At 70.5% G+C, this 21,883-nt stretch carries 20 protein-coding genes and 1 pseudogene; 13 read left to right on the forward strand and 8 right to left on the reverse strand.

Going from position 1 to position 21,883, the window contains the following annotated elements; genetic code table 11:
- Window positions 1-195: 195 nt before the first annotated feature.
- A complete protein-coding gene (locus ACFORO_RS33615) occupies window positions 196-1,401 on the forward strand; it encodes a glycosyltransferase family 4 protein (RefSeq protein WP_377876254.1) in 1,206 nt (401 codons plus the stop codon).
- Here the strand turns inward: ACFORO_RS33615 and ACFORO_RS33620 are convergent.
- Both ACFORO_RS33620 and ACFORO_RS33625 read right to left on the reverse strand, forming a co-directional pair.
- Window positions 1,286-1,939, reverse strand: a complete 654-nt coding sequence (locus ACFORO_RS33620; protein ID WP_377876257.1) for a hypothetical protein — start codon at window positions 1,937-1,939, stop codon at window positions 1,286-1,288. The two genes, ACFORO_RS33615 and ACFORO_RS33620, sit on opposite strands and share 116 nt — an antisense overlap.
- Before the next feature lie 11 nt (window positions 1,940-1,950).
- A pseudogene (locus tag ACFORO_RS33625) lies at window positions 1,951-2,325 on the reverse strand (eCIS core domain-containing protein).
- A gap of 421 nt (window positions 2,326-2,746) precedes the next feature.
- Between ACFORO_RS33625 and lepB the strand changes: the two are divergent.
- The gene (lepB, locus tag ACFORO_RS33630; protein ID WP_354741480.1) at window positions 2,747-3,631 is read left to right on the forward strand and encodes a signal peptidase I; all 885 of its coding nucleotides are present in this window, start codon (window positions 2,747-2,749) and stop codon (window positions 3,629-3,631) included.
- 410 nt (window positions 3,632-4,041) lie between these two features.
- Here lepB and ACFORO_RS33635 read toward each other — a convergent pair whose 3' ends face one another.
- Window positions 4,042-4,497, reverse strand: a complete 456-nt coding sequence (locus ACFORO_RS33635) for a nuclear transport factor 2 family protein (protein WP_377876260.1) — start codon at window positions 4,495-4,497, stop codon at window positions 4,042-4,044.
- Window positions 4,498-4,691: 194 nt separating this feature from the next.
- Between ACFORO_RS33635 and ACFORO_RS33640 the strand changes: the two genes are divergently transcribed.
- Window positions 4,692-5,183, forward strand: coding sequence for an ATP-binding protein (locus tag ACFORO_RS33640; protein WP_377876262.1), 492 nt, complete (start codon window positions 4,692-4,694; stop codon window positions 5,181-5,183).
- A 72-nt stretch (window positions 5,184-5,255) separates the two neighbouring features.
- On the opposite strand, the gene ACFORO_RS33645 is transcribed toward ACFORO_RS33640, so the two are convergent.
- The gene (locus tag ACFORO_RS33645) at window positions 5,256-5,885 is read right to left on the reverse strand and encodes a DsbA family oxidoreductase (RefSeq protein ID WP_377876264.1); all 630 of its coding nucleotides are present in this window, start codon (window positions 5,883-5,885) and stop codon (window positions 5,256-5,258) included.
- A 198-nt stretch (window positions 5,886-6,083) separates the two neighbouring features.
- The gene (locus ACFORO_RS33650) at window positions 6,084-6,941 is read right to left on the reverse strand and encodes an EamA family transporter (protein WP_377876266.1); all 858 of its coding nucleotides are present in this window, start codon (window positions 6,939-6,941) and stop codon (window positions 6,084-6,086) included.
- Window positions 6,942-7,025: 84 nt separating this feature from the next.
- Here ACFORO_RS33650 and ACFORO_RS33655 point away from each other — a divergent pair, with 84 nt between their 5' ends.
- Complete coding sequence (locus ACFORO_RS33655; RefSeq protein WP_377876268.1) at window positions 7,026-7,913, forward strand: LysR family transcriptional regulator; 888 nt, start codon at window positions 7,026-7,028, stop codon at window positions 7,911-7,913.
- Between the two features lie 39 nt (window positions 7,914-7,952).
- The gene (msrA, locus tag ACFORO_RS33660) at window positions 7,953-8,453 is read left to right on the forward strand and encodes a peptide-methionine (S)-S-oxide reductase MsrA (RefSeq protein WP_377896708.1); all 501 of its coding nucleotides are present in this window, start codon (window positions 7,953-7,955) and stop codon (window positions 8,451-8,453) included.
- 298 nt (window positions 8,454-8,751) lie between these two features.
- Here msrA and ACFORO_RS33665 read toward each other — a convergent pair whose 3' ends face one another.
- Window positions 8,752-9,972 carry an MFS transporter gene (locus tag ACFORO_RS33665; RefSeq protein WP_377874742.1) on the reverse strand — a complete coding sequence of 407 codons (1,221 nt, stop codon included), beginning with the start codon at window positions 9,970-9,972 and terminating at the stop codon, window positions 8,752-8,754.
- A 324-nt stretch (window positions 9,973-10,296) separates the two neighbouring features.
- Between ACFORO_RS33665 and ACFORO_RS33670 the strand changes: the two genes are divergently transcribed.
- Genes ACFORO_RS33670 through ACFORO_RS33685 form a run of 4 tightly spaced genes read left to right on the forward strand, consistent with a single transcriptional unit; the run spans window position 10,297 to window position 15,234 of the window.
- On the forward strand, window positions 10,297-11,874 hold the full coding sequence (locus ACFORO_RS33670; protein WP_377874744.1) for an ABC transporter substrate-binding protein: 1,578 nt from the start codon (window positions 10,297-10,299) through the stop codon (window positions 11,872-11,874).
- The gene (locus ACFORO_RS33675; protein ID WP_377874740.1) at window positions 11,871-12,830 is read left to right on the forward strand and encodes an ABC transporter permease; all 960 of its coding nucleotides are present in this window, start codon (window positions 11,871-11,873) and stop codon (window positions 12,828-12,830) included. The genes ACFORO_RS33670 and ACFORO_RS33675 overlap by 4 nt, the downstream gene beginning before the upstream one ends.
- Window positions 12,823-13,647, forward strand: a complete 825-nt coding sequence (locus ACFORO_RS33680) for an ABC transporter permease (RefSeq protein ID WP_354742047.1) — start codon at window positions 12,823-12,825, stop codon at window positions 13,645-13,647. The genes ACFORO_RS33675 and ACFORO_RS33680 overlap by 8 nt, the downstream gene beginning before the upstream one ends.
- Window positions 13,648-13,650: 3 nt before the next feature.
- A complete protein-coding gene (locus ACFORO_RS33685) occupies window positions 13,651-15,234 on the forward strand; it encodes a dipeptide ABC transporter ATP-binding protein (protein WP_377874737.1) in 1,584 nt (527 codons plus the stop codon).
- Window positions 15,235-15,395: 161 nt separating this feature from the next.
- On the opposite strand, the gene ACFORO_RS33690 is transcribed toward ACFORO_RS33685, so the two are convergent.
- A complete protein-coding gene (locus tag ACFORO_RS33690) occupies window positions 15,396-16,367 on the reverse strand; it encodes a quinone oxidoreductase family protein (protein ID WP_377874735.1) in 972 nt (323 codons plus the stop codon).
- A gap of 101 nt (window positions 16,368-16,468) precedes the next feature.
- On the opposite strand from ACFORO_RS33690, the gene ACFORO_RS33695 reads away from it, so the two are divergent.
- Window positions 16,469-17,491: an LLM class flavin-dependent oxidoreductase gene (locus ACFORO_RS33695; protein WP_377874733.1), complete on the forward strand. Its 1,023-nt coding sequence runs from the start codon at window positions 16,469-16,471 to the stop codon at window positions 17,489-17,491.
- A 26-nt stretch (window positions 17,492-17,517) separates the two neighbouring features.
- Complete coding sequence (locus tag ACFORO_RS33700) at window positions 17,518-18,297, forward strand: nitroreductase/quinone reductase family protein (RefSeq protein WP_377874731.1); 780 nt, start codon at window positions 17,518-17,520, stop codon at window positions 18,295-18,297.
- On the opposite strand, the gene ACFORO_RS33705 is transcribed toward ACFORO_RS33700, so the two are convergent.
- Window positions 18,294-19,160, reverse strand: coding sequence for an aminoglycoside phosphotransferase family protein (locus ACFORO_RS33705; RefSeq protein WP_377874729.1), 867 nt, complete (start codon window positions 19,158-19,160; stop codon window positions 18,294-18,296). The genes ACFORO_RS33700 and ACFORO_RS33705 overlap by 4 nt on opposite strands.
- A gap of 136 nt (window positions 19,161-19,296) precedes the next feature.
- Here ACFORO_RS33705 and ACFORO_RS33710 point away from each other — a divergent pair, with 136 nt between their 5' ends.
- Together ACFORO_RS33710 and ACFORO_RS33715 are read left to right on the forward strand one after the other, a co-directional pair.
- The gene (locus ACFORO_RS33710; RefSeq protein ID WP_377874727.1) at window positions 19,297-20,412 is read left to right on the forward strand and encodes an LLM class flavin-dependent oxidoreductase; all 1,116 of its coding nucleotides are present in this window, start codon (window positions 19,297-19,299) and stop codon (window positions 20,410-20,412) included.
- Between the two features lie 17 nt (window positions 20,413-20,429).
- Window positions 20,430-21,752 carry an NtaA/DmoA family FMN-dependent monooxygenase gene (locus tag ACFORO_RS33715; RefSeq protein ID WP_377874725.1) on the forward strand — a complete coding sequence of 441 codons (1,323 nt, stop codon included), beginning with the start codon at window positions 20,430-20,432 and terminating at the stop codon, window positions 21,750-21,752.
- Window positions 21,753-21,883 lie beyond the last annotated feature (131 nt).

A 21,883-nucleotide genomic window follows, 5' to 3' on the forward strand; every position in this document is an offset into this window, starting at 1 on the left:
ACCGCCCGCAGTCGGTGCCGCCGCGCAAATGCTGGTGCTCGCTGCGGTCGTGGCCGCACGCGCGGCAGCGCGCCGTCGCCCACGCCATCCGGATCCCGGACATCCTGCGCCTCCTCGAATTCCCCCGTGTCCCGGAACCAGACCATCACATCCGCACGCGCCCAGCCAACCGGACCAATGAGGACAGGAGCCTCCGTGAGCCGCGAACGAACCGTCGTTTTCGTGACGCCGTACTACCCGCCGGACGTCGGCGGCGTGCAAACCTACGTCCACAGCCTGGCCGCCGCGCTGCGGGAAGTACCCGGATGGCGGCCCGTCGTCGTCACCGCCAGCACCAACGCCCGCTCCGGCGACGGCTTCCCGGTCTACCGGCTCCCGGCGCTCGCCAAGCTCTCCAACACCCCGCTCGACCCGCGCTGGCCGACGCAGATCCGCCGCATCCTGCGCACCGAACAGGCCGATTACCTGAATGTGCACACACCCGTGCCCGGATTGGCCGACGCCGCGACGATGGTCGCCGGTCGCGTCCCCGTCGTCGTGACCTATCACGCCGCCGCTCTGGCCAAGGACGGTCATCCCGTCTTCAACACCGTCGCGCGCGCCTATGCCGGGGCCGAGGGCTTCATGCTCCGGCGGGCCGACCTGATTCTCGGTGTTTCCGATTATGTCGCCGACAGTTTCCGTCCCCGCTACGGCGGCAAAGTCGGGGTGCTGGAAAACGCGATCGCTCCCGGAGTGTTAGCTGATTGCGCGGTGGCGGGCCGTCCCTACGCCACTGCCTTCCTCGCCCGGCTCGCCCCGACCCACGCGTGGAAAGGCCTGGATCAACTCCTTCACGCGATGCGCCTTTACCTCGCCCGCTCCGCGCCGTCGGCTCGTCTCCTGGTGATCGGCGACGGGGCCGCACGTCCCGGATACGAAGCGCTCGCCCGAAAACTCGGGATCGCGGACAACGTCACCTTCGCCGGAAACCTCAGCGGCGACGCGAAGTTCCGGGCTCTCCGCAGCGCCAGATCGCTCGTGCTCTGCCCGACCAGCCCGAACGACGCCTTCCCGACAGTGCTGCTCGAAGCGTGGGCGAACCGGGTTCCCGTCGTCGCCGCCGCGGTCGGTCCGCTTGCCACGCTGGTGGACGACGGCGTCAACGGGCTGCTCGCCGCGCCGCGTTCGCCCGAGGCGTTGGCCGAAGGACTGCGCCGTCTCGAGAGCAGCCCGGCTCTGGCGGACACGATCCGGGACAATGCTTATGAATTGGTGCGCAGCCGGTACACCTGGAGTCATCGGGTCACGGAGTTCCTTCAGCAACTGGCCGCGGTCGGGGGCGAGCCCGGAGGGCGCCGAGCAGGTGCTGCGCGGCGGCCCGGTGCTGGCGCGCGCGGGCCTCGAGCTCGTCAATGGTGATCGTGCCGTCCTTGTTCGCATCGAGTCCGGCGTTTTTCGCGTAGGCCCTCTTCAGCCGTTCGTCCGCGTCGTCGGCAGTGGCGATGACGCCTTCGCGGAATCCATCGTCGACGGCAGGAACATGAACTGGTAGATGCGGCCGGCGCTGGTGAAGGTGCCCTTGCCCGGCAGCAGGAACTTCCGCACGTAGTCCATCTGCTCGGTGGCCGACCGCGTGCGACTCCGGGTTCACGCTCCCCTGCCCGACGCCTCCTTCGGCCGTCATGCAGGAGAGCAGGTCGAGCGGGCGGCAACCGACGTCCCGGCACGCGGATTCCAGCGCGGGCAGGAAACTGTTCTCGACCGGGTGGAAAGGGAGCCGGAAATCCAGCCACCGCTGTTTGTCGACCTTGGTCATGTCGTCGTCGGTGACGCTGGCGGGGTCGTCGGTCGCTTTGCTCGCGACCTCGATCAGCGGCCGAACGGAGGCGCACTTCCGGAGTTCGGCGAGTTGTCCGTGCGCGCGCATCAGTTTGAGGACGGCGGCGATGTCGCGCATGCTGTAGCCGTTCAGCTCTTCGACCGCCTGTTGGGCTTCGCCCGAAAGCCGCCGAGCGCCGGGCGCACTGGCTCGGGCATGCCGGATTGCTGCACGACGTGGCTCATCTCGCGCGCGAGGAGACGGCGGCCCTCCTGGGTTTCCGGGGCGTACTGGCCGGAGTTGAAGACGATGTGGTTGCCCACCGTTTAGGCCAGCGACGAGAGGGCATCGGCGGATTCGGCGGCCACGTGGTCGGTGTGCACCCGGACCTGACTGAAGTCCTGATCGAAGCGCGGTTCGAGCCACGCCCGGATCCGCAGGTCGAGCGACTCTCCGGGCTGGCAGAGGACCCCGTCGACCGCTTCGGGAGCAGCCCGGCGTTGCGGACGAAGGTGTTCTGCCATCGGGCGGGTTTAGCAGAAGCACCGTCACCGCGGTGTCACCGATTCGCTGAAACCGGGACCCGCGCGCAGTACGTCGGCCTCCTCCTCGCCGTCCCTGCCTGATTCGCCGATCCCCACCGCCTGGCACGCCATGCCCCCGCCGCATGCCGTCCGCTGAACCCCGCACGCGCCCTACCCGACACAGCAAACCCGCTGCGCCGCTTCACATCCACTTCACCTCGCCCCCGGCACTGCGGCTTCCACCGGATCCCGCGTCGGGGCAGCTTCCCCGGCCGGATTCCGAATCGCTCCCCCGGTTCCGGCCCGTTTTCCTTCCCCGCGGGCGAAACCTCCGGTTGCCGTCCCGCTCACCGGCACGACCCCCCGATCGTGGCCGCCCGCGGTGCGCCGTCCGGCGGGCGGATCTGGGTAGCCTGGCGACGTGGCCGACCCGATCCCCCCAGTCCCCGCCCCCGGCGAGCCCGGATCCGAGCGTCCCGGCGCGGACGAGCCGCCCAAGAAGGGCCGGCGCAAGCGTCCGTTCTGGCAGGAGCTGCCGATCCTGATCGGGATCGCGCTGGTGCTGACGATCCTGATCCAGCAGTTCGTCGCGAAGGTGTTCCTGATCCCGTCGGCGTCGATGGAGACGACGCTGCACGGCTGCGACGGCTGCTTCGGCGACCGGGTCGTCGTCGACCGCGTCACCTACGATTTCACCGATCCCGCGCCCGGCGACGTCATCGTCTTCCGCGGCCCGCAGCCGTGGACCGCGAACGAGATCGCCCCGCAGGAGTCGGGCAACGTCTTCACGAAGGCGTTGCGCGGCCTCGGTTCGCTCGTCGGCTTCGCGCCGCCGGACGAGCGCGACTTCGTGAAGCGCGTCATCGCCGTCGGCGGGCAGACCGTCCAGTGCTGCGACCCGAAGGGCCGCGTCCTGGTCGACGGCAAGCCTCTCGACGAGCCCTACATCCACTGGCTCGACCAGCCGCCGTCGGTGCGGCAGACGTTCCCCCCGGTCACCGTCCCGAAGGGCAGCCTCTGGGTGATGGGCGACAACCGCGAGAACTCGTGCGACTCCCGCTGCCAGGGCGGCGGCGGGGTCAACGGGACCGTCCCGGTGGACGACGTCATCGGCAAGGCCCGCGTGATCGTCCTGCCGCCGTCGCGGTGGGGCGGCGTCAGCGACCACGACCCGCAAGCCGCACCCGCAGCGCTCGGCGCCCCCGCGTGGCAACAGGGAATCCCGCTCGGGGCGGGCGCGTTGCTGGCGTTCCCGACGCTCGCCGCCGGGCGGGGTGTGCGGCGGAAGCTCAGCAAACAGGACTGACCGCCGCCTCCCGACCACCACCCCGTGCCGTATGGACTCATACGGCACGGGGTTTTTCAGCAGCAGCTGTGTGCGGCTTTGCTTCGGCGATGCGGAGCGCCGGACGGCCCCGCGACCTCCCTGCCTCCCCGCAGAAGTCCGTGAAGGGCTCCTTGAGGGAACCAGATTCCCTCAAGGAGCCCTTCACGGACCTCGGTATAGCGCGCCGGGCCCGCAGACGGGGCCGAGAACCCCCGCGCGCTACGGAAAACCCTCATGAGGCGGTCCGCGTCCACCGGGGAACGGCCTGCCGCGGCCAAGCTCCAAACTGGAGCCGCACCGTCGCCTTTACCGGCCGGGGTCCGTGCCGCCGGTTCCGAAGGCCGCACTGCCGGTCTCAGCCCCGCACGCCGTCACGACGCGACCGCGAGTCACTGCCCGGAACTGGCCGCCCGCACGACGTCCAGCCGGAGATGCCGCGTCAGATCCCCGGTCATCTGCAGCACCGGCGTCCGCTCCGCGAACAGCCACTCGTCCCCGCGCCGGACGAACCGGTCGTCGTAGTGCCCGGCGGCGATGGGCTGCAGCGGAAAGTCCGCCGTCGCTTGGAAAACGGTGAAGTAGCTGTGTGCCGAAGCCGTGTCCTCCTCGGCCGTGATCCGGACGTTCGTCGTCACGTGCCGGGTCCTCGGCGTGCCGTCGGGGTGGAGGATCAGGATGTCGCGGAACCAGCTCTCCACGGCGTCCCGGCCGGTCCGGCCGCCGCCGCTGTGCAGGGTTCCCTCGCGGAACAACTCGCCCACCCCGGCCAGATCGCCCGCGTCGATGCACGCGGCGTAGGTCATGATCAGGTCCTGGATCGCCCACCGGGCCGAGTCTGCCGACATCCGGCCAGCATAGGAGTTCCACTGTGGACAACGGCGGGACAAAAAGCGCCTCCGGATCCCGAACCCGCGCCCGGACCTGTGACCTGCGGTTCTCCCGGACACCGCCCTCCCGCCGCAGCGCGGTCCGGCGACGGTGGCATGATGCCCGCACGGTCCCGGCCGATCGGACCGCTCGCCGAGGAGGAGGGTGACGCTTGAGCACGCGCACTACCCAGGTGGACGACCTCCGGCTGGTGGCGCAGCCGAGCGCGGTCCCGTGCACCGAGCTGTTCGTCCGCCTGATCCTGACCGACTGGTCCCTGATGCCGATGCTGGACCAGGTCACGAACGCCGCCGTCCGGCTGGTCGGCGACGTCGTCGACCAGAGCAGCCCGTCCGCGCCCGCTTTCGTGACTGTCCGGCTGCAGCTGCGCGGCGACCGGCTCGTCATCGAGGTCGACGACGACCTGATCGCCCCGACCCCGCCGCGCGACGAGCGGATCGGCGTGCGCCCCGGCGAGCGCGGCGGCCGCACCACGTGGTGCGAACTGGCGCTGCCCGGCGGGATTTCGGCGGGCCAGGTCCGGCTGCCGCGCCGGGGCGACCGCCGCACGCTCGTGGACGAGCCCGTCTCCGGCGAACCGGTCACCGCGGACCCGCAGGTGCTCGAACGGCTTCTCAACCGCCTCAGCACCTGGTCCGAGTAACCGCTCCGGGAGGGAAGCCCGGCCGCCTTTCCGGCGGCCGGGCCGATCTCAGCGGCGAAGACCGCCAAGACCTCAGCGTCCGGCGGAAGCCTCCCAAGCCTGTTCCAGCGCCTGCGCGAACACCTCCACCGACTGCCCGCCGGAAACCCCGAACCGCCGTCCCAGCACGAAAAACGGCACCCCGCCCGCGCCCAGCTCCGCGGCCTCGCGCTCCTCGGCCCGGACGGCGTCCGCATACCGCGACGGATCGGCCAGCACCGCTTCCGCCTCCGCGCGCGGCAATCCGGCTTCCTCGGCTACGTCCGCGAGCACCTCGCTGGTGAACACCGCCCGAGCCTCAGCGAAATTCGCGCGGAACAATGCCGACACCATCTCGGTCTCCAACCCCTTCTCGCGCGCCAGGTGCAGCAGACGGTGCGCGTCGAAGGTGTTGCCGATCTCCCGGTCCGTCCGGTAGCCGAGGCCTTCCGCCTCCGCGAGCCCGGCGACCCGCTGCTCCATCTCGCCGGCCTGCGGCCCGTACTTCGCGGTGAGCATGTCCAGCAACGGCTCGGTCCCGGTCTTCCCGGGGTCCAGTTCGAAGGACCGGTACGTCACGGTCACCTCGTCCCGGTGCTCGAACCCAGCCAGCGCCTTCTCGAACCGCGCCTTCCCGAGGTAGCACCACGGGCACACGACATCGCTCCAGATTTCCACCTGCATGCCGCCAGCGTAGAACGCGCCGCCGAGGGCGTGCCGGAAAGTCCGGCTCGGTTGCCGGGAGGCTGCCGAAGGTGCCGCGGTTCCAGTCGAGCTCAGCCGATCAGCGGTCTCGCTGCCGCACAGCCGACACCAGCGGAAGCCCGGCAAGCGGACGACCTGAGGTTCTGCCCTTGGTCAGGAAGCTTCAGCAGACCTGCCCTAGACGGCGGTCTTCACCGGCTCCCGCGCCCCCGTGCGTTCCGCGCCGATGCCCGCGGCCACCACGAACGCGATCCCGGCCACCGCGGCGGGATTCGGCACCTGGTGCAGCACGATCAGCCCGAGCACCAGCGCGATCGCCGGTTCCAGGCTCATCAGCGTCCCGAACGCCGACGCCGTCAACCGCCGCAGCGCCAGCATTTCCAGGCTGAACGGCACCACCGGCACGAGGACCGCGAGCCCGAGCCCGGCGAGCACCAGCGGCCACGTCAGGTCGCCGACCACCGCCGGGGCGTGCACCACAGTGGCGACCAGACCCGCCACCGGCATCGACACCGCCAGCCCGCGCAGGCCCGACACCTCGTCGCCGACCCGTTGGGTCAGCACGATGTACGCGCCCCAGCAGACCGCCGCCGCGAGCGCGCAGCCGAGGCCGATCAGGTCGGTCCCGCCCTGCCACGGCTGGGTCAGCAGCACGACTCCGGCCGCCGCGAGCACCGGCCAGACCCGGTTTCCGCCGCGGCCGCGCACGATCGCGACAGTCAGCGGGCCCAGGAATTCCAGCGCGCTCGCCGTGCCGAGCGGCAGCCGGGTCGCGGCGACCATGAACAGGATCGTCATCCCGGCCGTCGCGAAGCCGAGCACCACGCACGTCAGCAACGCCGGGCGACGGAACGCCGACGGCCTCGGCCGCACGAGAACCAGGAGCAGCACGCCGGCCCACGCGAGCCGCAGCCACGCGACGCCGGTCGGCCCGATCTGATTGGCGAGGCTGACCGAAACCGCCAGTCCGAGCTGGACCGACAGCATGGCTCCGACAGCCAGGGCGACACCGACGCGGGGAGTGGAGGGAAGCACGTTGTCCAGGAGAACTCATCGGGACCGTTCGTGTCCACATGCCAATCCTGGACGTGCCGTCCGGATATCCTGGACAATAGGCGGATGGAGACTCGCAGGCTGCAGTTCCTCCTCGAACTGTCACGGCTCGGCTCGATGCGCGCGGTCGCCGACGTGCTCGAAACCACAACGTCGACCGTCTCGCAGCAAATCTCGGTGCTGGCCAAGGAAACCGGCGTCGCGCTGCTCGAACCGGACGGCCGCCGCGTGCGCCTCACGCCCGCCGGGCGGCGGCTCGCCGAGCACGCCGTGACGATCCTGGCCGCCGTCGAGGCCGTCCGCGTCGATCTCGATCCCGAAGCCGAACCGGCCGGAACCGTGCGCGTCGCCGGGTTCGGGACCGGGGTGCGGCACGCCGTGCTCCCGGTCGCGGACCTGCTCGCGCAGCGGCATCCGCGGGTCCGCGTGGTGATCAGCGAGCACGAACCCGCGGAAGCGCTGGCTCAGCTCCGGACCGACGACATCGATATCGCGCTCACCTACGACTACGGCCTCGCGCCCGCGACCCACGATCCCTCGCTCGCCGTCCGTCCGCTGTGGACGGCGCCGTGGGGCCTCGCCGTGCCGCGCCCGGAAGCGAACCGCGTGCGGGGCACCGGCGCACTGGCCGTTGTCTCGGCGTTCCGGGAGCACGACTGGATCGGCAACTCCCGCAACGGCGCGGACGAGACGGTCGTCGGGACGCTGGCGTCCATGGCCGGGTTCTCGCCGCGCTTCACCCACCGCGCGGACAACCTCGACCTGGTGCAGGACCTCATCGCCGCGGGCGGCGGGGTCGGCCTGCTGCCCGAATCGTGGCCGACCCGGCCCGACGTCACCGTCCTGCCGCTCACCGGCCCCGACGTCCGGCTGCGGGCTTACGCGTGCACCCGGCGCGGGCGCGACGCGTGGCCGCCGCTCGCCCTCGTCCTCGGGCTGCTGCGCGCCGACTAGCATGGCGGTCGAGGCGGGTTCGAGCACGGAGGAGGCGACATGGCAGCGGAAAAGGCAATCCTGGCCGGCGGGTGTTTCTGGGGCATGGAGGAGCTGTTCCGCCACCAGCCCGGCGTGACCGCCACCCGCGTCGGCTACAGCGGCGGCGACGTCCCCCACGCCACCTACCGCAACCACGGCACCCACGCCGAAACCATCGAAGTCACCTACGACCCCGCCCGCACCGACTTCCGCGCCCTGCTCGAATTCTTCTTCCAGGTCCACGACCCCAGCACGAAGAACCGCCAAGGCAACGACATCGGCGCCAGCTACCGCTCCGCCATCTACTACACCACCGACGAGCAAAAACAGATCGCCGAAGACACCATCGCCGACGTCGACGCCTCCGGCCTCTGGCCCGGCAAAGTCGTCACCGAGGTCACCCCTGCCGGCGACTTCTGGGAAGCCGAACCGGAGCACCAGGACTACCTCCAGCACTACCCCAACGGGTACACGTGCCACTTCCCGCGCCCCGGCTGGAAGCTGCCGAAGCGCGCCTGACGCGCTCAGCGCCAATGCCAGGAAACTTAAGCCGCGTCGGCCTCAGCCCGCTGATCGTCCACAAAGGACGCCGACGGCATCGAAATGCCCGATTTGCCACCATGTGAGCGGGACTTGAAGTACGTGAGGGGAACCCTGAGGGAATCAGATTCCCTCAGGGTTCCCCTCACGTACCACAACCCGGCTTCCGGGTCCGGGGCCTGCGGCGACCTGCGCTCGACCGGACCGAACCAGCCGAGCTGCGGAAACACGCCAGCAGCGCGTCCACGTCACAGCCTTAAGTTGCTGGCATTGGCGCTCAGCGCGCCATCGCGGCCTCGGCGTCGCGGAACGCCGCCGGGGACAACTGACGCCACACAAGCGCCGTCCCCAGCAACTGCACCGCCGCCGCCATCACCCAGACGCCGCGCAAGCTCCAGTGCACCGCCACAAACCCACCGGCGAGGGCGCCCAGCGGAGTCAATCCCCAAGCCAGCGCGCGGTGACTGGTCAGCACCCGCCCCAGCAGCTCCGACGGCGTGAACCGCTGGCGGCTCGACTGCGAGCACACGTTCCAGATCAACGTCGTCCCGGTCAGGAAGATCAGCACCGCACCGACGAGCACCGGCCACGGCGGCACGATCGCGATCAGCAGCTGGCTCACCACCCCGCACACCTGCGCGATCCGCATGGCCGTCGAGTAGCCGAACCGCCGTACGAACCGGTCCACGAAGAACGACGACGCCACCCACCCGACGGCCAGACAGGCCAGCAGCACGCCGTAGCCGAACGGCGCGAGATGCAGTTCCTTCGTGGCGTAAAGGACGAGCATCGAGTTTCCCGCGGCCGCCGCGAACGATCCCAGCGCGACTGTGAAGGTGATCGACCGCAGCAACGGCGTCCCGACCAGGTAGCGCAGTCCGGCCGTGACGTCCTTCAACGGATGCGCGGGCGTGTGCACCGGCTTCGCGGACGGGATCCCGCGCGCGAGCAGCAACGCGACGAGCGCGGCGACGGCCGCCAGCCACGCAGGCAGTCCCGCGCTGATCCCGATCAGCAACCCTGTCGCGGGCGGCACTACGAACTGGACCATGCCGCGGTCGATCACCTGCAACCGGGAATTGGCCATATTGAGCTGATCCGGCGCGACGACCTCGGGGACCACCGAGCCGGCCGCGCCGTCGCCGAAGACCTGCGCCGTGGTGAGCACGAACGCCACCACCAGCAGCGCGGGAAGGCTCAGCGAACCGGTGGAACCCAGCAGCGCCAAGGAAAGCGCGGCGACGATCTGCACCGCGTACGCGTAAGCCAGCACGGTCGTCCGCCGGACCCGGTCGATCACCACTCCGGCGAACAGCGAAAGCAGCAGCCACGGCGCTTGCCCGGCGACGTTCACCAGGGACACCGCCCGCGGATCGGTGGTGATCGAGACGGCCAACAAGGGCAGCGCGGCAAGCAAAAGCCCTTCACCGGTTGAACCGGACACAGCCACCGCCTGCAGGCGGACCCAAGCCGACCCGCTCCCACCCCACCCCGCCATGTCCGCCAGTGTCCCCCGCCGCGCAACCGGTTTTCCCCAGCACACCGCCGTGCGCTCCCGCTCTCCGGACATTCTCGCCGAACAAAACCGCGCCGGTTATCACGCGGGCGCGGGCCACGCTTTCCCTTGCGCGTCAACCGGAATCCATCCTCCCGGCCGGATCGCGGGACAGCCGCTCACCTGCTGGGACGGGCTTCAGCGAACCGCTCCGAACGGTTGAGCTGAACGCATCCGATCCGTCCCCGCTGGAGGAACTCCGTGCCCCGCCACACCCCGCCCCGACTCGGCCGTCCTGCCCGCGCGCGGTCCCGTTTCGCCTTCGCGCTGGCCCTTCCGCTGCTGCTCGCCGCCTGCGGCACGGCGGGCGGCGCGAGCCCGCAGGACGCCGGTCCCCCGCGCCCGGGCGGCACGCTGCGCCTCGGCATCTCGTCCAACCCGGACTGCATCGACCCGCAGCAGGTCAGCACGAACGCCTCGGTGAACGTCGGCCGTCAGCTGGTCGATTCGCTCACCGACCAGGACCCGAAAACCGGCGCGATCACGCCGTGGCTCGCCGACCGCTGGACGGTCAGCCCCGATTCGACGAGCTTCACCTTCCACCTCCGGTCCGGCGCGACCTTCTCCGACGGCTCCCCCGTGGACGCCGCCGCGGTGAAGACCAGCTTCGACGGCATCAAGGCCCTCGGCGCGAAGGCCCTGCTCGGGTCCAGCTACCTGGCCGCCTACCGCGGTGCGACCGACGTCGACCCGGCGACCGTCCGACTCGACTTCAGCCAGCCCAGCGCACAGTTCCTGCAGGCCAGCTCCACGATGTCGCTCGGCGTGCTCGCGCCGGCCGCGTTCAGGCACACCGCCGAACAGCGCTGCCAGGGCACCGGCCTGATCGGCTCCGGTCCGTTCGTGTTCACCAGCCTGAAGCCGAACCAGAACATCGTGCTCGGCAAGCGAACCGGCTACCGCTGGGGTTCGCCGTTGTGGCGGCACCAGGGCGAGGCGTACGTCGACAAGATCGACTTCCGCGTGGTGCCGGAGCCGGGCGTGCGGTCCGGCAGCCTGACGTCCGGGCAGCTCGACGCGATCACCGACGTGCAGCCGGTCGACGAACCGCAGTTCTCCGGCAACGGGTTCGCCGAACCGGTGCGGCCGAACCCCGGCATCGTGTTCAACCTGCACGCGAACGTGACCCGCGGCGTGCTCACCGACCAGAAGGTGCGCCAGGCGGTGTCGAAGGGCGTGAACCGGCCCGAGGTCACCAGCACCGTGCTCACCCCGAACTACAAGCCCGCCACGAGCATCCTCGGCTCCGCGACCCCGCTGTATACCGATCTGTCCAAGGAACTCGCCTACGACCCGGCGGGCGCGCAGGCGCTGCTGCAGTCCGACGGCTGGGTCCCCGGCCCGGACGGCATCCGGACGAAGAACGGGCAGCGGCTGTCGGCGTCCGTGCTGTTCTCCGCGGTGTTCAACCAGAATCAGAGCGTGCTGGAGCTGCTCCAGCAGCAGCTGCGCAAGATCGGTTTCGACCTGAAGATCGAGCTGCACACCAACGCCGAGGTCACCCGCCTGCAGCAGGCCGGCGACTACGACTTCCTCTGGTACAACGTCACCCGCGCCGACCCGGACATCCTCCGCCAGCAGTTCTCGACGAAGACGAACAACCGGAGCAAGCTGCCCGCGGACAACCCGCTCGACGCGTCGCTGACCGAACAGTCGGCCACCGTCGATGCCGCGAAGCGCAAGCCAGCGGCCGAAAAGGCGCAGCGGACCATTGTGGAGCAGGCCTACTCGATCCCGGTGTTCGAGCTGACACAGGTGCTCGGCGTCGGCCCGAACGCGCATGACGTCGGCTTCGAGGCTTCCTCGCGGCTGCAGTTGTCCGACGCCTGGGTTTCGGGCTCGTGAAAGGGTTTCCGCTGCTTCGCCGCATCCTGCAGGCGGTAGTGGTGCTGTGGGCGGCGTTCACGCTGTCGTTCGTCATCCTGTACCTGCTGCCCGGCGACGCCGTGCTGACCAAACTCGGCTCGGCCGAGGGCGGTCCCAGCGCTTCGCCGGAGCAGATCGCCGCCCTGCGCGCCGAGTACGGGCTGAACGATCCGGTCATCGTGCAGTACGGCAAGCACCTCCTCGCCGCGCTGCACGGCGACTTCGGCACCTCGGTGGCCACCGGCGACGACGCGACGCACCAGGTCCTCACCGCGTTGCCGCCGACGCTCGCCGTCTCCGGACTGGCCTTGGTGCTCGCGATCGTCTTCGGCGGCGGGATCGCCGTGCTGGGCACCTTCACCCGCACCCGCTGGGTGAGCCAACTGCTGCTTTCGCTGCCGCCGCTGGGCACTTCGCTGCCGACGTTCTGGGTCGGACTGCTGCTGATCCAGCTGTTCTCGTTCCAGCTGCGACTGTTCCCCGCGCTCGGGTCGACCGGCTTCGCGTCGCTGGTCCTTCCGGCGGTCACGCTCGCCCTGCCGACCGGCGCGATCATCGGGCAGGTGCTGGCGAAGAGCCTGCAAACGCAGCTCGCCGAGCCGTACATCGAGGTGGTGCGGGCGAAGGGCGCGAGCCGCCGTCGAGTCCACTTCGGACACGCGCTGCGCAACGCCGGACTGCCCGCGCTCACGCTGGTAGGCGTAGTCGCGGGCAACCTGCTGGCCGGCTCGGTGGTGACCGAAACCGTGTTCTCGCGCGACGGTCTCGGCCGGGTCACCGCGTCGGCAGTGACCGCGCAGGACGTGCCGGTGGTGCAGGCGGTGATCGTGCTCGCCGCGTTCTTCTTCGTGGTGCTCAACCTGGCCGTCGACCTCGTGTACCCGCTGCTCGACCCGCGGGTGTCCGTGCGCAAGGAGGTGCCCGCGCATGTCTGAAGCTGTGCTGCCCCAACGGTTCCTCATCCGCCGACCAGGCCTGCTCCTCTCCGTGCTCGTACTCACCGCGGTACTGATCGCCGCCTTCGCACCCACCCTGTTCACCGGCCAAGACCCCATCACCGGCGTCCCGTCCGAACGGCTCCAAGGTCCCTCGCTCGCGCACCTTTTCGGCACCGATGAAACCGGCCGCGACGTCTACGCCCGCGTCGTCCACGGCGCCGGATTGTCCTTGCGCGCAACAGTGCTCGCGGTGCTCGTCGCTTTCGTCGCCGGGTCCGCGTTGGGGCTGCTCGCCGGGTTCCGCGGCGGCTGGCTCGACTCGGTCGTGATGCGGATCGTCGACGTCCTCCAGGCAGTCCCGCCGATCCTGCTGTCGCTGGCGCTGGTGACCGCGCTCGGATTCGGCACCACGAACGTCGCGATCGCCGTCGGGGTCGCGCACCTCGCCTCGTTCGCCCGGCTGATGCGCGCCGAGGTGCTGCGCGTGCGCTCCGGCGTGTTCGTCGAAGCGGCCCGGGCGTCCGGCGTGCGCTGGGCCGGGGTGCTCGGGCGGCACGTGCTGCCCAACGCGCTCGGACCGGTGCTGGTGCTGGCCACGGTGACGGTCGGGATCGCGGTGCTCGAAGTGTCCGCGCTCAGTTTCCTCGGGTTCGGCGCGAGCCCGCCGACGCCGGAATGGGGCGCGCTCGTGGCGGGCGGACGCAATTTCCTGGCCACCGCTTGGTGGATGACCACGTTCCCGGGCTTGACCGTCGCGGCCGTCGTGCTGGCCGCGAACCGCGTGTCCCGGGCTCTCGACGGCGAACGGAGCTGACAAGTGCTGGAGATCAGCGAACTGGCGGTCTCATACCGCACCTCGGGCGGCGTGGTGCCGGCCGTCCGGGACGTGAGCCTGCGGGTCGGGGCGGGCGAGATCGTCGCGGTGGTCGGCGAATCCGGCTCCGGGAAGAGCACCACCGCGCACGCCGCGATCGGGCTGCTGCCGCGCGGCGGGCTGGTCCGTCGGGGACGGATCGTCTTCGACGGACGCGACCTGACGACACTGTCCGAAAAGGACTGGCGGAAGGTGCGCGGCACCGGGATCGCCCTCGTGCCGCAGGATCCGACGGTGTCGCTCAACCCGGTCCGGCGGATCGGCGAGCAGGTGGCCGAGGTGCTGCTGATCCACCGGCTCGCGGCCCGGAGCGAGGTCGCCGCCCGCGCGGCGGAGCTGCTGCGAAGGGCCGGCGTCGACCGGCCGGAGCTGCGCGCGCGGCAGTATCCGCACGAGCTGTCCGGCGGTCTCCGGCAAAGAGTGCTGATCGCCATCGCGCTCGCGGGCGAACCGCGGCTGATCATCGCCGACGAGCCCACCAGCGCGCTCGATGTGACCGTGCAGAAGGAAATCCTCGACCATCTGGCGGAACTGGCCGCCGACGACGGCACCGCGGTCCTGCTCATCACGCACGATTTGGGCGTGGCCGCCGACCGGGCCGCGCGGATCGCCGTCATGTCCGAAGGACGCCTGGTCGAAGAAGGACCGGCCCGAGAACTCCTCGCCGCCCCGGCGCAGGACTACACGCGACGGCTTCTCGCCGCCGCACCGAGCCTCAGCCGCGAACCGCTCCGGCCTCGCCGCGCGGAAGGCCCGGAAGTCCTGCTGTCCGTCGACTCGGTCTCGAAGACCTTCGCCTCGTCCCGGGCCGGTTCGGTGCGAGCCGTGGACGACGTGTCGTTCCAGCTCACTCGCGGCCGAACCCTGGCGCTGGTCGGCGAATCCGGCTCCGGCAAGACGACCACCGCACGGATGGCGGTCGGCCTCGAAACCCCGACCGCGGGCACGGTCAGCTTCGACGGCCAGGACGTCACCCGGCTCCCGGCCGCCGAACTGCGCAGGCTCCGCCGCCGGTTCCAGCTCGTCTACCAGAACCCGTACGCCTCGCTGAACCCGCGCTTTTCCGTCGCCGACGTGATCGGCGAACCGCTGCGCGCGTTCCGCGTCGGCGGCCGGGCCTCACGAGTCGCCGAGCTGGCGGACCAGGTCGCACTGCCGTCGTCAGTGCTGCGCCGCAAGCCCGCAGAACTGTCCGGCGGCCAGCGCCAGCGCGCGGCGATCGCTCGCGCACTGGCGCTCCGCCCGGATCTCGTCGTGCTGGACGAACCGGTGTCCGCTTTGGACGTTTCGGTGCAGGCGCAGATCCTGAACCTGCTCGTACGACTGCAGGACGAACTCGGCCTGACGTACCTGTTCATCACCCACGACCTGGCCGTGGTGCGGGAGATCGCCGACCAGGTCGGGGTGATGCGCCAGGGCAAGCTGCTCGAACTCGGCCCGGCCGACGACGTCCTGCTGCGTCCTCGCGAGCAGTACACCCGCGACCTGCTGGCCGCGATCCCCGGCGGCGAGCAGGTGCGCGCGTGAGGTCAGCCGCTTTGCCGGACACCCGAGACCGCGCTCCCGGCCAGCGGGCAGGTGGAGCGGAGGTGCCGTCCGTGAGGGGAACCCTGAGGGACTCAGAGTCCCTCAGGGTTCCCCTCACGAACCGCCGGGAAGCGACGCGGCTTCAGGTCCTGGCATCAGCCTTAGTTGGCGAGCACCAGCCGTCCGACGGCCTCGCCCGCGTCCATCCGGCGGTGCGCCTCGCGCGCCTGCGCCATCGGCAGGACGGTGACCGGCAGCCGGATCCGGCCGTCGGTGTAGAGCGGGAGCACGGCGTCCGCGGCGGGGCGGGCGGGCGCGGGGCCGGCGGCCAGGAAACCGCCCACGTTGAAGCCGATCACGCCGATGTTCTTGCCCCACACGGCGTTCGAGTCCACCAGCGGCGCGGTCTCGCTGCCCGCGCTGCCGACGACCAGCATCCGGCCCATCGGCGCGAGCAGGTCCAGCGACTCGATGCGCAGGTCGCCGCCCACCGGGTCGACGATGACCTCGAACCGCTCCTCGCCCAGGCCACTGAGCTCCCCGGACAGCACGACGCGGTCGAAGCCGAGTTGCTTCGCCGCCTCGACCTGCTCGGGCCGCCGGACCGTGCCGACGACCTCGCGCGCGCCGAGCAGCCGCGCCACCTCGGGATACACCGAGGCGAGACCGCCGAGCGCACCGTGCACGAGCACGCGCGCGTCCTTCGGCAGCCGCACCGCCTCGGTGAGCGAAAGGTAGGCCGTCACGGTGTTCGCCAGTCCGGCGACCGCCTGCGCGCGCTCCACTCCGGTACCGGTCAGCGGCACGACGAGAGCGGCGGGCGCGAGCTTGACGTCGGCGTAACCGCCCATTCCGGGCAGCGTGAGCGTGACGACCTCGTCCCCGACCGAGAAGCCGCTGTCCGGACCGGCCGCGCGGATCGTGCCCGCTACCTCGAGCCCGGGCACGAGCGGCGGCTTCGGCGCGTAGTCGTACTCGGCGAGCGTGCCGCGGCGGATCAGCGCGTCGATCAGCCCGACGGACGCGTGCGAGACCGTGATGGTCACTTCGCCCGGCCCCGGAACGGGCTCGGGCACCTCGATCTCCTCGAGGACCTCGGGACCGCCGTAGCGAGTGATGGACAAAGCGCGCATCGTGCGTACTCCCCAGTGTTCTGCGTTTGTTTCAGCGAGCCGGAACAACCTACGCCACGCGGCGGTTATTCCGGCTTAGTTCACCCGAGGAAGGACGCGCCGTGCCGACCGAAACGCAATCGCTGCGCAAACTGGGTTTCCTGACGATCGGCCTGTTCGACGGCGACGACCCGCGCCCGGGGCACGAATCCACGCTGCGGGTGCTCGAACTCGGCGAGCAACTCGGGTTCGACAGCGCGTGGGTGCGCCACCGGCACCTGCAGTACGGCATCTCGTCGCCGGTCGCGGTGCTCGCCGCGGCCACCCAGCGCACCAGCCGGATCGAACTCGGCACCGCGGTGATCCCGCTCGGCTGGGAAAACCCGCTGCGCCTCGCCGAAGACCTGGCGACCGTCGACGTGCTGTCCGGCGGACGGCTCAACCCGGGCGTCAGCGTCAGCCCGCCGATGCACTACGACGACGTGCGGGGCGCGCTCTACCCGGACACCGGCGACCAGGAAGACTTCGGCTACGACCGGGTCTCGCGGCTGTTGTCGCTGGTCCGCGGCGAGCGCGCGTCGACATTCAGCGGGGTCGAAGGCATCGAAACGTTCTCCGACCGCGTGCAGCCGCATTCGCCCGGCCTCGCCAGCCGCGTCTGGTACGGCGGCGCGAGCACCCGGTCGGCGGTCTGGGCCGGGCAAGCCGGGATGAACTACCTGACCAGCAGCGTCGTCCGCGCCGAGGAGGGCTCGACGGACTTCGAGAAGATCCAGCTCTCGCATGTGCGGGCGTTTCGCGAGCATCATCCCGACGGCGCGCAGGCTCGGGTTTCGCAAGGCCTGGTGGTGATTCCGACCGACAGCGCGACGGCTGAGCAGCGCGCGAAGTACGAGGATTATGCGGCAAAACGCCTGCCGCGCACGAAAACCCCGCAAGGTCCGGGTGGTTTGCTGTTCTCGCGCGACTACGTCGGCACTTCTGCCGAAATCGCCTCGCAGCTGTACCAGCACGCCGCCTTCCGGGAGATCGACGAGGTCGCCTTCGCGCTCCCGTTCACCTTCGAGCACGAGGACTACGTGCAGATCCTCACCGACCTGGCCACCCGGCTGGGCCCGGAGCTGGGCTGGAAACCGGCGTCGTGACCGGCGGCGAGTGCTAGCGTGGCAGGGTGCCGGATTTCACGTCCACAGTGGACATTGCCCGTCCCGCCGGGGACCAGCGCGACGCACTGCAGTGGGCCCGCGCGGTCTGGGAAGAAGCTCCGCCGCCGATGCGGACGTTCCTGCGCGCGGGGTGGCTGGGCCTCGGCCTGACCACTCGCCTGGCTCCCGACCGGGTGCTGGGCTGGACGGTCGCTTCGGCCACGCCGGACCGGGTCGTGCTCGAAGCCCCGTCGCCGCTGATGACGACGCGCAACATCGTGCGCCTCGACGCGGACCGGGTGTACTGGACCACCGAAGTCAGCTACGACCGGTTCCCGGCCCGCCAGCTGTGGGCGCTGGCGGTGCCGATCCACGAACTCGTCATCCCGGCCCGGTTACGACACGCGGCCGGTGCCTCGCGGCCCGGCGATCTGCAGCACCAGCTCGTCACGACCTTCCAGCGACGGCTCGGCAACCCCGTCCTGTCGCGGCTCCCCGGCCAGACCCTGCTCGAAACCACCGGCCGCACCTCGGGTCTCCCCCGCCAGACCCCGATCGGCGGCCGGCGGGTCGGCCAGGAGTTCTGGCTGGTGTCCGAATTCGGCGAGCGGTCGCAGTACGTGCGCAACATCCAGGCCGACCCGAACGTCCGGCTGCGCCTGCACGGCCACTGGCTGCGCGGGGTCGCGCACCTGCTTCCGGAGGACGACGCCCGGGCGCGGCTGAAGTCGTTGCCGCGCTTCAACAGCACCGCGGTGCAGGCGTTCGGCACCGACCTGCTGACGATCCGGATCGACCTCGGCTAGCCGTCGGACAACACGGCCTCGATCGTGCGCCGCGAATTCGCCACCAGCGCCGGATTAGTCTCGCGGTAGTACGGCAGCTGGATCAGCGCGATCGACAACGCCCAGCCCCGGCCGCGCTCCCAGGTCGCGTCATCCACCTCCACCGCCTCCCGGAAGACCTCCCGCTCAGCCGCCGCGAACGTGTTCCACGCCGGGATCACGTCCACCGCCGGATCGCCGATCCCTACCCCCGCGAAGTCCAGCACCGCAGTCAGCCCGCCGTCGTCGACCAGCACATTCCCCGGCGACAGATCCGCGTGCAGCCACACCGGTCCCCCCGCCCACTCCGGTGCCGCAAGAGCCTTCTCCCACGCCGCGACATACGCCGGATCACCACCGAGCTGTGCGATCGCGTCCCGGGTCGGCGCGTCGCGCGTGCGCAGCGGACGCCCCCGGCTGACCTCCGGCGCACCGGAAATGTCCAGGCCGCGCAACGCTTTCACGAATCCGCCCAGATCCCGCGCCACCTGAGCGTCGCCGAAATCCGGGTTGACGCCGGGCAGCCAACGCAGCACCGACCAGTCCCACTCGAAGCCCTCGCCAGGCCGTCCCTCGCCGAGCACTTCCGGCACCGCGACCGGCAGCCGAGGCGCGAGCCACCGCAGCCAGCGCTGCTCGTGGCCGATCTCGGCGGCCCCGCGTTCCAGCCGGGGCAACCGGACCACCAGTTCGTCGCCGAGCCGGAACATCGCGTTTTCCGTCCCCGACGAAGCGACCCGCGAGACCGCCAGTCCGGCCCACCGGGGAAACTGGGCCGCGACGAGGCGACGAACGAGGTCGTCGTCGATTTCCGCTTCGTCCGCGTGCATCCGATTCATCGGCATCGAGCAAACCGCGTCCGCGCGACAGCGGGCAACCGGTTTATTCCCGTTCCCGCCGACTGTCCCAGACGCTGGTTACCGTCGCCCCGGTCCCGGCTCCCGCGCCACACTGCTGGCATCCACGGGGAAAGGACGCAGCATGACAGGGCTCACCGGACCACGGCTCGCCGTCGCGCTGGAAGGCGCCGGCTGGCATCCGGCCGCGTGGCGCGAACCGGACGCCCGCCCGGCCGACCTGCTCACCGCCGGATACTGGGCTGAGCTGGTCCAAGAAGCCGAAGCCGCGCACCTGGACTTCGTCACCTTCGAGGACTTCCTCTCCCTGCGCGACCCCGCCGAACCGGCTGCTCGCGCCGACCGCGCGCAAACCCGGCTCGACGCGGTGCTGCTCGCCTCGCGGATCGCGCCGCTGACGTCGAACATCGGCCTGATCCCGACCGCCGTGGTCACCCACACGGAGCCGTTCCACCTGTCGAAGGCGATCGCGACGCTGGACTACGTGAGCACCGGCCGCGCAGGCGTCCGCGTGCAGGTTTCCGGAAGTCCGGAGGAGTTCCAGCACTTCGGCCGCCGCACGCCGCCCGAGGTCGCGGACCTGTTCGAGGAAGCCGCCGATTACGTCGAGGTGCTGCGCCGGCTGTGGGACAGCTGGGAGGACGGCGCCGAGATCCGCGACGTCGCCACCGGCCGGTTCATCGACCGGGAGAAACTGCACTACATCGACTTCGAGGGCCGCTGGTTCTCCGTCAAAGGCCCGTCCATCACGCCGCGTCCGCCGCAGGGCCAGCCGATCGTCGCCGCACTCGCGCACGGTCCCGACGCCTACCGCCTCGCCGCCCGCCAGGCCGACGTCGTGTACGTGACCCCGAACGACCGCGCGCACGCCGCGTCGATCATCGACGAAATCGGTGCGCCCGTTCAGGTTTTCGCCGACCTGGTGGTCTTCCTCGACGAGATCTCGCAGGCCGCCGCCGACCGCAAGGCCCGGCTGGACGACCGCGCCGAGTTCGCCTCCGACGCGCACGTCTTCACCGGCACCCCGGCCCAGCTCGCCGACCTCCTGCTCGACTGGCACGCCGCCGGGCTGACCGGTTTCCGGCTCCGCCCCGGGGCCCTGCCGCACGACCTCACCGCCATCACCCGCGCGCTGGTCCCCGAACTGCGCGACCGGGGCGCGTTCCGCTCCGGATACGAGGCCTCGACCCTGCGCGAGCTGCTCGGCCTGCCGCGCCCGGCCAACCGCTACGCCGCCTGATTCCCGGGAGATTCTCCATGACTGCCAAGCACATCCACCTCGCCGCGCACTTCCCCGGGGTCAACAACACCACCGTGTGGAGCGATCCCGAAGCGGGCAGCCACATCGAGTTCAGCTCGTTCGTCAAGCTGGCCCAGACCGCCGAACGCGCGAAGTTCGACTTCTTCTTCCTCGCCGAAGGCCTGCGGCTGCGGGAACAGGGCGGCGAAATCTACGACCTCGACGTCGTCGGCCGCCCCGACACCTTCACCGTGCTGTCCGCCTTGGCGGCCGTCACCGACCGCCTGGGCCTGGCCGGAACCATCAACTCCACCTTCAACGAACCGTTCGAGGTGGCCCGACAATTCGCCTCCCTGGACCACCTTTCCGCCGGCCGGGCCGCCTGGAACGTCGTCACGTCCTGGGACGCCTTCACCGGCGAAAACTTCCGCCGCGGCGGCTTCCTGCCGCAAGACCAGCGCTACTCGCGCGCCGAAACCTTCCTGCGCACGGCGTGGGAACTCTTCGACTCCTGGCGCGGCGACGAACTCCTGGCGGACAAGGAATCCGGCCGCTTCCTGGCCGACGGCGGCGACTTCGCCCACCACGACGACCACTTCGCCATCTCCGGCCGCTTCCCGGTCCCGCGCAGCCCGCAAGGCCGTCCAGTCACCATCCAGGCCGGTGACTCCGAAGAAGGCCGAGAATTCGCCGCCGCGACCGCCGACGCCATCTTCACCCGCCACGGCACTCTCGAAGCGGGCCAAGCGTTCTACCAGGACGTCAAGGGCCGCCTGGCGAAATACGGCCGCGCCCCGCACGAGCTGGTCATCCTGCCCGCCGCCACCTTCGTCCTAGGCGACACCGACGCCGAAGCACACGAACTCGCCCACGAGGTCCGGTTGCAGCAGGTCAGCGAGCAGACCGCGATCAAGTTCCTCGAACAGCTCTGGAACACCGACCTCAGCGACCACGACCCGAACGGCCCGCTCCCGTCCTTCGACCCGACGGTCGGCGATCTGATCTCGAAGGGCCGCGCGAGCGTCCGCATGCACCGCGACCCGGTCGCGACCGCTCATGAGTGGCGCCAGCTGGCGGAGGCGAAGCACCTGTCGAGCCGGGAGCTGATCATCGAGGTCACCGGAAGGCAGAACTTCATCGGTTCTGCCGAGACTGTCGCGTCGACGATGAACGAACTCGTGCAGGCGGACGCGTCGGACGGGTTCATCCTGGTCCCGCATGTGACGCCGGGCGGGCTGGACCGGTTCGCCGACGAGGTGGTGCCGAGGCTGCAAGAGCGTGGGGTTTTCCGGGAGGACTACAGCGGGCCTACTCTGCGGGACCACCTCGGCTTGTCCTGACCAAAGCCCAAGCTGCGTCGCCCAAGCCCGCATCGCCGAGTCCGTGAGGGGAACCCTCACGGACGCTGAGTCACAATGCCAGGAACTTAGGCTGCTCTGGGTTGTGCTGTCGTGGTGGGTGCGGTGGCTGG

Source organism: Amycolatopsis halotolerans, from assembly GCF_042647905.1.
In the GTDB taxonomy this organism is placed as follows: Bacteria; Actinomycetota; Actinomycetes; order Mycobacteriales; family Pseudonocardiaceae; genus Amycolatopsis; species Amycolatopsis halotolerans.